The 9,747-nt window shown below is 41.4% G+C and carries 12 protein-coding genes; 6 read left to right on the top strand and 6 right to left on the bottom strand.

What is annotated here, in order from left to right; all coding sequences use genetic code 11:
• Positions 1-245 precede the first annotated feature (245 nt).
• Both LX64_RS24740 and LX64_RS24735 read right to left on the bottom strand, forming a co-directional pair.
• Positions 246-776, bottom strand: coding sequence for a hypothetical protein (locus LX64_RS24740; protein WP_111600387.1), 531 nt, complete (start codon positions 774-776; stop codon positions 246-248).
• A gap of 477 nt (positions 777-1,253) precedes the next feature.
• Positions 1,254-2,141 carry an NmrA family NAD(P)-binding protein gene (locus LX64_RS24735; protein WP_111600386.1) on the bottom strand — a complete coding sequence of 296 codons (888 nt, stop codon included), beginning with the start codon at positions 2,139-2,141 and terminating at the stop codon, positions 1,254-1,256.
• Between the two features lie 78 nt (positions 2,142-2,219).
• Between LX64_RS24735 and LX64_RS24730 the strand changes: the two genes are divergently transcribed.
• Both LX64_RS24730 and LX64_RS25890 read left to right on the top strand, forming a co-directional pair.
• On the top strand, positions 2,220-2,594 hold the full coding sequence (locus LX64_RS24730) for a winged helix-turn-helix transcriptional regulator (RefSeq protein WP_111600385.1): 375 nt from the start codon (positions 2,220-2,222) through the stop codon (positions 2,592-2,594).
• 24 nt (positions 2,595-2,618) lie between these two features.
• Entirely contained in the window at positions 2,619-3,347 is a 729-nt protein-coding gene (locus tag LX64_RS25890) for an ATP-grasp domain-containing protein (protein WP_148707460.1), read from the top strand.
• Positions 3,348-3,354: 7 nt separating this feature from the next.
• Here the strand turns inward: LX64_RS25890 and LX64_RS24720 are convergent, their stop codons facing one another.
• The gene (locus LX64_RS24720) at positions 3,355-4,035 is read right to left on the bottom strand and encodes a DNA alkylation repair protein (protein ID WP_111600384.1); all 681 of its coding nucleotides are present in this window, start codon (positions 4,033-4,035) and stop codon (positions 3,355-3,357) included.
• A gap of 236 nt (positions 4,036-4,271) precedes the next feature.
• Between LX64_RS24720 and LX64_RS24715 the strand changes: the two genes are divergently transcribed.
• The 3 genes from LX64_RS24715 to LX64_RS24705 are packed head-to-tail and all read left to right on the top strand — an operon-like array spanning position 4,272 to position 6,928.
• Positions 4,272-5,009: a CPBP family intramembrane glutamic endopeptidase gene (locus LX64_RS24715; RefSeq protein WP_111600383.1), complete on the top strand. Its 738-nt coding sequence runs from the start codon at positions 4,272-4,274 to the stop codon at positions 5,007-5,009.
• A gap of 9 nt (positions 5,010-5,018) precedes the next feature.
• A complete protein-coding gene (locus tag LX64_RS24710; protein WP_211324891.1) occupies positions 5,019-6,221 on the top strand; it encodes a sensor histidine kinase in 1,203 nt (400 codons plus the stop codon).
• Positions 6,221-6,928: a LytR/AlgR family response regulator transcription factor gene (locus LX64_RS24705; RefSeq protein WP_111600381.1), complete on the top strand. Its 708-nt coding sequence runs from the start codon at positions 6,221-6,223 to the stop codon at positions 6,926-6,928. The genes LX64_RS24710 and LX64_RS24705 overlap by 1 nt, the downstream gene beginning before the upstream one ends.
• Positions 6,929-6,950: 22 nt before the next feature.
• On the opposite strand, the gene LX64_RS24700 is transcribed toward LX64_RS24705, so the two are convergent.
• Positions 6,951-7,328, bottom strand: coding sequence for a winged helix-turn-helix transcriptional regulator (locus LX64_RS24700; RefSeq protein ID WP_111600380.1), 378 nt, complete (start codon positions 7,326-7,328; stop codon positions 6,951-6,953).
• 133 nt (positions 7,329-7,461) lie between these two features.
• Between LX64_RS24700 and LX64_RS24695 the strand changes: the two genes are divergently transcribed.
• Positions 7,462-8,448 (top strand): ClpXP adapter SpxH family protein, encoded by a 987-nt coding sequence (locus LX64_RS24695; RefSeq protein ID WP_211324890.1) that lies wholly within the window; start codon positions 7,462-7,464, stop codon positions 8,446-8,448.
• A 55-nt stretch (positions 8,449-8,503) separates the two neighbouring features.
• Here LX64_RS24695 and LX64_RS24690 read toward each other — a convergent pair whose 3' ends face one another.
• Positions 8,504-8,968, bottom strand: a complete 465-nt coding sequence (locus tag LX64_RS24690) for a DUF4268 domain-containing protein (protein WP_111600379.1) — start codon at positions 8,966-8,968, stop codon at positions 8,504-8,506.
• Positions 8,969-9,063: 95 nt separating this feature from the next.
• Complete coding sequence (locus LX64_RS24685) at positions 9,064-9,714, bottom strand: hypothetical protein (protein ID WP_111600378.1); 651 nt, start codon at positions 9,712-9,714, stop codon at positions 9,064-9,066.
• Positions 9,715-9,747: the final 33 nt, after the last annotated feature.

Here is a 9,747-nt window from a genome sequence, read left to right as displayed (position 1 = left end):
TTCGGCACCTGTTATACAGTTACTAAGTCTTAGGAGTTTCGGAGAAGAAATTTGGAGAAAACGGTATAAAACTACCTGATTTGGAATTGAAAATAAATTTTTTCTTATTGAAAATATTCTTTAAATATATATAAACATAGCATTGAAACGGATGCTTGTCGAAACGCATATCGAGTAGACAAAATGTGTTCATACAGGCATGGGAAATAATGCAACAATATTAAACGAATGGGATGCTTCCCATTTTAATCTTCAAAGGGATAATTCTCTAATAACGACAGGCTGATTTCGCGTAGCTTGTTTTTATAGGCCATATTCAGCACTTCATCTACCGTTCCCCGTTCAGCATACACAACATCTAAAGCGCGGTTTAAATATGCAAACTGTAACCACTGCGAAAATTGAATTCCCATACTGCGAAAATTCCGGGGCGATAATTCACCCCCATCATGGTCATAAAACAACACTTCCTCATCCGCATCAAACAACCACCTATCCCCTTGCCCATTCTCTGCAAAAAACCAGTAAGTGGAAGCGCTAGGCAAAAGCCCTTCCTCCCAATAAGCAGCATCGGCATATGCTTTATTCTCGTTGACAGCCTTTACGCTATCCCATAAAACACATTCCGCGGAGATCGTGGTCGTTTTAATTTGCGTAACAATCTCTTCATACAAGGCATCGAAATGAGACGCTGTATTACCAGGAAAAATGCGCGGTGCTTGTGGAGGCGATAATAGGTCGTGCTTGATTTGCTCGATGGATGAAATCTTAAACATGGTGTATTCCGTTTGACGTTCAATTTACACCATATCAAAAAAAGGACCATCAATTGGATGGTCCTTTTTTTAATTGTCTTTTTGCCTGTTTCACTTTTACACGATTAGCATGGATAAGGTAGGCGTATCGTTTTGCTGATTGTTTATGTAAACGGCTAACAATGGAGGTAAAATATGCCGGATAGTGCCGGATTCCTTTATAAAACCTTGGATGATAATCATTTACAAGCGTTAGCATTGGCCCAAAACGACTTAACTACTTCATTTACAATGTTATAAATAGGCGGGGGATAGGCTTAGGATAGGGTCGAGATAGGCTTAGGATAGGCTTTAGATAGGCTTGGGATAGGCTCGAGATAGGCAAATGATAGTTTTTGGATAGGCTTGCAGGTAGTTTATATATGAATGTACAGCGTTTATGGAAATAAAAAGCCCTCTCTACGAATTGTGTAGAGAGGGCTTTTGTACATGATCCAATTAAGCCGTGAACTTCGTAGCAAATGTTTTAGCGAAATCTTCCAGCTTGATATTACCTATAACAGGAGAACCGTTCTTTTCGAAATCGGTCATGAGTTTATGATCGCGGATGGCTTGGCCCATTTCTACGTACAAACCGGCCATTTCGGCTGGTAACCCGGCTTGGGTCATACCGCTGAGAGCTTGTTCGTCTGTGAAAGGCACCCAAGGGAGGCCTGGTTTTCCGGCAGCATTACCGAGTACGGAAGCGATATGATTCGGTTGGCGAACGTCGCTTACTACGTATTGTATATCGGTACCTGTTGGGGTAACCAGTAATGCTTGCGCGGCCTTGGCGGCAATATCATCGGGGTGAACAACCGGGAGGTTTACATCACCTGGGAAATTGCTACCCATGATGTTCATATGTTGAATCATTGCCACATCGTTGAAGAAGTTGGTGTAGAAGTAGCCAGCGCGTAGAATGGTTAAAGAAATACCGGGGATTTGGCGGTACAGGTTTTCGATCTGATGTAGACCTTTAATGGGGCCTGTGCCATCGGTATACTCGGCCCCCACGCTACTTAACATCACTACCCTTGGCACACCGCTTTTTGTAATGGCATCGGCAAATGCTTTACCGGCATTAACAGTATTAGCAACAATGTTTTCACCGCCCATATTGGGAGGCGTCATAGCAAAGAGGGCATCAGCCCCTTGGAGTGTATTTGTTAAAAATACGGGATCAGACACGGACCCTACAGCAGCCTTTGCCCCTAAAGCTTCGATGGCTTGGGTACGACCAGGGGAGCTTGTAATAACGGTTACATCATGACCGTCTTTCACTAATAAACCCGTTAATGTTTTACCTATATTTCCCAGCGAACCGGATACGATGATCTTTTTCATTTTGATTTGTTTTATTTCTGTATGCAAAGCTATCTTTGTACTAACTTTTAGACAAGTACTTACCCTAAAGTATGTATCATGACAGCCATCAAAGAAAGCTCGACCATACAAGAGAATAAGAAATATGCACTTGACCAGTGCCCTGTTATTTACGTAATGGATAAGATTGGCGGCTATTGGAAGCCGATTATTCTATTTCACCTTATCCAAGGAGATAAACGCTATAGCGAACTAAAAAGGGCCATTCCGCAGGTTTCAGAAAAGATGTTGATCCAGAATTTAAAACAACTGGAAGCCGACGATTTAATTATCCGCGAAGCCAAGCCGGAAGTGCCGCCCTATGTTACCTACAGTTTAAGTAAAGCCGGAAGAGGTTTACAGCCTGTACTGGAGGCGATGGCTTCTTGGGCTTTTAATGATATTGATGGAAATTTCGGTCGAAGAGTATCTTAAATCCACTACAACTCAGCCTAACTAATGCACCCTACTACCCTATTATTGCCAGAGAAATTGGATATTGAAATTGAAGCCGTACAAAACGCTTGGATGCAAACCGGTAACCCGGTACAGCTACTAGGAAAATACTGGATCAAAAACGACAGTTTAGTCACCCAACCGCTGGCGATATATGGCAACCAAGCCTTTGCCTTCGTACTGGCACAATTGTATAACAAAACACTACTTTTCCCAGATGATACCATTATCGCCCGCCTCGATCAACGCTGGACCAAACGCCGTATAACGCAAACTACGTTGGGAGCACTTACCGAAGCGATGTTTCCTATATTTATAAAACCCGTTGTGCCTAAAATGTTCATTGCGGGCGTTTTAACTTCCTTAGCAGCTTTGCAAGAACGTACCCAAGGGTTGGAATTGACAGAACCAGTGCTTACTTCTAGCATTATTTCGCACATACAAGCAGAAGCGCGCTGTTTTGTGTTGGATGGCGACGTGAAAGATATTGCTTGTTATGAAGGAGAAGCGGATCTATTAACAGGACGTGCTTTTGTAACAGGTTTCCTACAAGAGAATGCTGCATTATTTCCAAGAAGTGTAGTCATTGATGTGGCTTATGCCGAACCAATTGGTTGGTTTATATTAGAGTTTAATGCTAGTTGGGGCGCAGGTTTGAATGGATGCAATGCGGGCTTGGTACTTCCATGCATTGCAGCAGCTACGGTGAATGAGGTTACTGATGTACTTTAAAACTTAGTTATTTCTTTTTCGTTTGTTCTGCTCGTTTTACCATTTCATTAATCCAAATTGGAGCAAAGGGTGATGTACAGCCTTTAGATACTGGGTAATCGCGGAGTATGCCTAGCTTCTCTCCTAGGGCTAGAGCGCGTGCGCGGTAGGCGGGATGATGAATACCGGTGTAAGCCAGTGCATAGTTCATAGTCCATTGTACTTCGGGTACGGCTATGGGCATTTCTTTTTCGAGTTGATCTAGTAGTTTGTCTAAATCTAGTCCTTCTGCGCCTTGTGCAATTTTACTAGCCATTAGGCTCCAACCGGCGCGGGCAGCCCATTTATTTTTTGATTTCATCCAGCTTTCGCGGAATTGATCTTTATTGGGATAGTCTTTCAATATGTAGGAGGTAAACCAATCGGCCTCTCCCACGAAATCGATTGATTCTACTAATGCAGTGACTTCTTTTGGTGATAAGGCAGTTGGTTTGATGATAAGGCAGGCCAACAACTTCGCGTCAATATTATTCGTTTGCCATAATTCGAGTGCAAGCGCATGATTCGTTTTAATATTTGCAGCTATTTTGCGAATATCACCCAGTTTAACGCCGTATTGGTTATCGTGTGCACCACTCTTTTTGTTGTGTTTGAGTGTAGCAGCATTGCTGAGTGATTGGAGTTCCTTTAAAATATCTTGCACTTGCATAAGTTGACGAGTTTATATGGCTGAAGAATAAAACTACAAGAAATTTTTATAGTTCATATCACATATAAGATAATCGAGACTAACTATACCACCTGGCAAAACCCAATTTTCACCGAGTACAGCACCTATTTCACCGAAATCATTTCTCCTGCCTACCCCATCTACCTACTTTTGGATCGTTATCAATTCAACACACATAACGCCTACAGTACAGCGTTTCAAAGAAAATTATAGATATGTCGTTACTTACACCGATCCTGTGGATTTTGTTATTATTACCAGTTTTATGTATCGCTTATTTCCAATCAGCAAAAGGTCAACTTACATACTTACTGCTCTTTATTGCTTATTTCTTAACGGATGTGTATGTACAAATCCTAAGCAGGCAGCTAGATACAATACTCGGCTGGCATACCCGGTTTGCATGGACGGGCAAGTTGGCTAGCTTACTATTAGCGGTGGTATTTATCCTGTGCATGACGAAAGATCAATGGAAGGCAGCCGGTTTCACTACCTCCACCAACGAGCCTTCAAAGGTACGATTCGGTGTATGGGTATTCCTCGGCTTCCTGGCTTTTGATATTGTGTTTAAAATGATTTTATTCCCTAAAGGGGGACAATTCAATGCAGAAACATTCGCTTTCCAAGCTACGATGCCGGGCTTAACGGAAGAAATATTGTTTAGAGGCTTGTATTTATGGATGCTGGATAAAGTGTTCCTCCCAAAATGGCAGGTGAAAGGGATTTCGTTTGGTTGGGGCTTGATCATCGTTACTTTCTTTTTCGGGTTAACGCATGGTGTAGTGGTTACACCGGATCACAAGGTAAAATGTGATATTATCACCATTGTTTATTTAACGCTTATTTCAGCTGTTAGCGTGGGTATTTTAAGGAAGTTCAGCGGGAATGTGCTCTATCCTATCCTTGGTCATAATGCCATTAATCTAATTAACGCCACTATTAGAATATTATAAACCAGCTACTTGTACGCAAGTTTAGCGATATTTACAGTCAAATTAAACACGCTACTATTGTCGACCAGTTACTTTTCAGAGAGATTTGCCGCGATGGATATCGACCAGTTATATACTACAAAGGCGAGGGTACTTTTACATGGGCTTATGTGGAGTGTATTCGCTATCCTACTATTTATTAGTTACAAAATAGCGTATAAACTAACAGGGGTTGAAAGTTTACTGTTGACGCTTCGGATGACGATGAATAACATGACCGTCTTTTACTTTTTTTGGTATTTATTGTTGCCGAAATTGTTTACGCCTAAGCGATTGTTAACGGTTTTGTTGATTGTAATGAGTGTGCCCGTGTGCATTTACTTGTGGATGACGGTAAACTATCTGATTTCTATCGCCTATGCGCAGGTTGGGTTTGAAGTAATGAACGGGGAATTGAAAGGTGTTGTATCGAAGGCAGCGGAGCAAAGTATTACGGAGGCATTGGGGTTTAGAAGGGTGATTTCGCAAGCGTTTATTGTTATTACCTTGTTATCCCCTTTCTCCTTGGTTAAAATCGTGTTTGAAATTACGAAAATGTATAGCAAAACTTTGCAACTACAAAAGCAACAATTAGAACTAGAAATCCAAAACGTTCAAATTGAAAAAGACTTTTTAAAATCACAACTCAACCCTCATTTTCTTTTCAATACCCTCAATAATCTTTACGGTCTTACCATTCGCAAAGATGATGCGGCACCGGAAGTGATCTTGAACTTGTCGGACATTATGAGTTATAGTTTGTATGAATCGAACACAGAGAAAGTGCTACTAGAACGGGAACTGGCGTTTATGAAGAATTATGTGGAGCTAGAAAGAATGCGCTACCCGGCCGATAAACCAATTGTATTCCATATTACGGGAGAAGAATATGACAGCAAGTTGTTTATAGCGCCTTTACTTACATTTCCGTTTATAGAAAATGCCTTTAAATACGGGTTAAAGCGCATGAAAGACCCCTTCATACACATCAACATCACCATCAGCAACAATACGTTTTTCTTCCATATAAAAAATGATATAGATGCTATGATGGAGAAGCGTGAATTTGGTGGCATTGGATTAGCGAATACAAGAAAACGTTTACAGTTAATCTATCCCGGCCAGCACGAATTGACGGTAAACAATGACGGAAAAACATTTGACATCCACTTAAAAATAGTCCTTAGTAAATAATGGAACCATTGCATTGTATCGTTATCGACGACGAACCGATTGGGCAAGATGTAGTTGTATCGTTCATAGAAAAAATACCCTACTTACAACTGGGCGCTACGTTTGGTGATCCTATGGAAGCATTTATGTACTTACAACAACATGAAGTAGACATCATATTCAGCGATATTCAAATGCCGAAAATGAATGGCTTAGAGCTGGTAAGATCATTAGAAAAGCCGCCTGTAATTATTTTCATTACGGCGCACCGCGATTTCGCGCTGGAAGGTTATGAAACCGGGGTAATGGATTACTTAGTAAAGCCTGTGCGTTTCGACAGGTTTGTAAAAGCGGTGAACCGCACCAAGGAATATATCGACATGCGTAAGCAACCGGCGATACAACAAGTATCGGCCGACCGGGTGTTTATTAAAGCGGACGGCAAGTTGATTAAAATTTTACTAGGTGAAATACTGTATGTAGAAGCCCAAGGCGACTATTTAAAGATTGTTATTGCAAACGAAACCTTTACTACCTTGGGTACTTTAAAATCGATGGATGAAGTGTTGACCTTGCCGAAGTTTTTCAGGGTACAGCGATCGTTTATTCTCAACTTGGAAATGGTGCGCAGTGTAACGGGGAACATGGTGGAGTTAGTGAATGGAAAAACGATTACCATTGCATTGAACAAGAAGGATGAGTTATTCCAATTACTAGGGATTAAATAAGCTGCTCTAATTATAAGCAGCTTTAGCCTTGCACGGTGCTTTCTTTCTTTAACAAAGCATTCCGGTAAGAAATACCCCAGTTCGCAATTTCATCAATAATAGGCGCTAATGTGCTGCCGTATTCCGTGATTTCATATTCTACGGTAATAGGCTTTGTATTACAAACGGTTCTAACCACCAGCTGGTTGATCTCCATATCTTGCAATTCTTTCGATAACATCTTCGGTGCAATGCCGTCTACTTCCCGTAACAAATCCATGAAGCGCATTTTCCCACCTAATAGTAAAGTTCCAATGATGTGAAACTTCCATTTACCAGACAATATCTCCATCGTGTCTTTGATGGCGAGGATACGTGTTTTACAAAGGCCGGTAGTATTGACGGTAGATTGCTTTTTCATATGACTGTAAAGGTAGGCACAAAACTTACAATAAGGCGAGTTAGTTTCCTGGAGGTAACTAGTTTCTAAAGGGTAAGGGATAACAATTGTGTACTTGTACTGCTGTAGTTTTGTGCTGTTCTAAAGGAATTCTATGAGAAAGCTTCCTGTATTTTTTACTGCTGTACTCTGCATGTTGCTCGTTAACTGTACAGGTCAAACTAAAAACAAACCGATGTCAAATACCAACCCATTATTGTGCGACCCGGCTACGGGTGTGTGCGAAATTCCCAGTACCCAAGATAGTCATATCACAGCGAAAACAGCGACGGGCCAGAAACCTGTCAAACTGGTGTATTTCACCGACCCGATATGTTCATCTTGTTGGGGTATTGAGCCGCAGTTGCGGAAGCTCAAACTGGAATACGGCCAGGATGTTGAGATCGAGTACCACATGGGCGGCTTGTTACCCGATTGGAGTTACAACAGTGGTGGCATTAGCAAACCCTCGGATGTAGCGCATCATTGGGATGAAGTAAGTGCTTATTACAATATGCCGATTGATGGTGATGTTTGGTTGGAAGATCCATTGGACTCGTCGTATCCTCCATCCATTGCTTTTATGGCGGCGCAATACCAGGATAAAGAGAAAGCCGTGAAGTTCCTTCGTCAAATGCGCGAGATGGTGTTTTTGCAGAAGAAGAACATCGCCAAATGGGAACACATAGCTACGGCTGCAACACAGGCGGGTTTGGATGCTGTGCAGTTAAAAGCGGATTACGAGCGTGCTACCATTGCTTTCAAGGAAGATTTACAATATGCTAGGAAAATGGGCGTACGTGGGTTCCCTACGGTGTTTGTTACCAGTGGCGACCAGCCCCCTACTATGGTATATGGTTTTAAACCTTACCAAGCATTTGAGCAAGGTATTCAAAAGATGCATCCAACTGCTAGCAAGGCCGCTTATGTAAAAGATTGGCCGCAGTTATTTGCGGTTTATCCTACCATGACGACGAGAGAGTTTGCAGAATTGAGTGAAATATCGCTTGTAGATGCGGAGAAGGTGTTGCGTGGGTTATTGGAAGAAAAGGCGATTAGCATGTATTCTTCGAAGAACGGGGTGATGTGGATGAAGAAATAATCATACGTCCTATAAAACTTGCACCTGCAACAAACCCTTGTTGCAGGTTTTTTTATTACACCAACGCTTCAAAACCATACTTGGCCATGCTCCAGTATTCATCGAGCGCGACCATTCTTTCTTTGAAAAATGAAATTAAAGTAGGCCAATCTTCATTCCTTAACACGGAAATACCTTTCAGTTCTTTGGTGATGCGGCTGATAGGTTGGCCGTAATCGTCGGTGGTATTTTGTTCCCATGCCCAATCATTTTCGCCGAGCGTGGTTTCGAGCATTTGTTTTTGCATTTCGAATAGCTCGTAGAAAGCAGCATGTAATGTTGGATCGGCTTGGGTAATGAGGATAGAGATGCGTGCATGGCGGTTGTCGGTATCCATTTTAAAGAAGATGCCCGGGATGCCGGTTTTGTAGTTGGCCCAGCTTACTTTTTCACCATCGGCGGATAAAATGGGTTTCATATAGCGCCCGAAGGTGGTCCAGAAATCTTGTTTGAGCTTTGATGTTTCTTCTTTTGAATACACGAGTTCGACCTGTTTTTTTGTATGAATGAGGAAGCAAAGTTAATGGATTTTTGAGGGAAATCACATTCCACAATGCTTCCCATCCTTACTATACTTTATTCATCTGCTAAGATACGGGACGAATACCCAATGATAAAACTCTTGAGAAAGTCGTCGATACTTTCATCCGTCATACCTTCCTTTTGTTGCAAACTGGTTTTGAGTTGACGGTATTCTTCCGTTTTTTTAAACGCTAGGAATTGTTTGTATTTAAAGGTTTCATATTGTTCGTTATTCAAGTAAATATCCTTCTTCACCACACCTTTATCCACTTCTAACAATATATATTTTTCGTAAGTAGACCCATATCCCATATGAACATAATTGACCAATTTACCATAGGGCAACACCAAAATGCCAGTTACCCAATCAATTTTCATATTAGTTTGACCGGGGAATACCTTTTTCACTACACTTTGAAATTTTGTGTCTTTAGTAATGCTATCGAACACCATCACTTCTATATCCTTTAAGTAAAGTGTTTCATCACGCACTTCAAAGGTAGCAATATAACCACGCCACAAGGCAGTTGACCAAGTATCTCCTTTCGGTCGACTTTCGGGGTGTTGTTCGAAATAGTTTTCTAAAGGATTACTCTGTAGATCGTATTCTTTTCCTTTATAAATAAGTTTATCGGGGTATTGGGCGGTGGCGAAGGCACCCGTTGTAAAAAGAATAGTTAAGAAAAAAGTGATTAGTGGTTTCATAGCTTTTTTATGAGAGATGCGTTATTTTGAGGG

The organism is Chitinophaga skermanii (assembly GCF_003259335.1).
Taxonomy (GTDB): Bacteria; Bacteroidota; Bacteroidia; order Chitinophagales; family Chitinophagaceae; genus Chitinophaga; species Chitinophaga skermanii.
The sequence above is the reverse complement of the archived record's forward strand: the minus strand, read 5'-3'. Positions and strand labels throughout refer to the sequence as shown.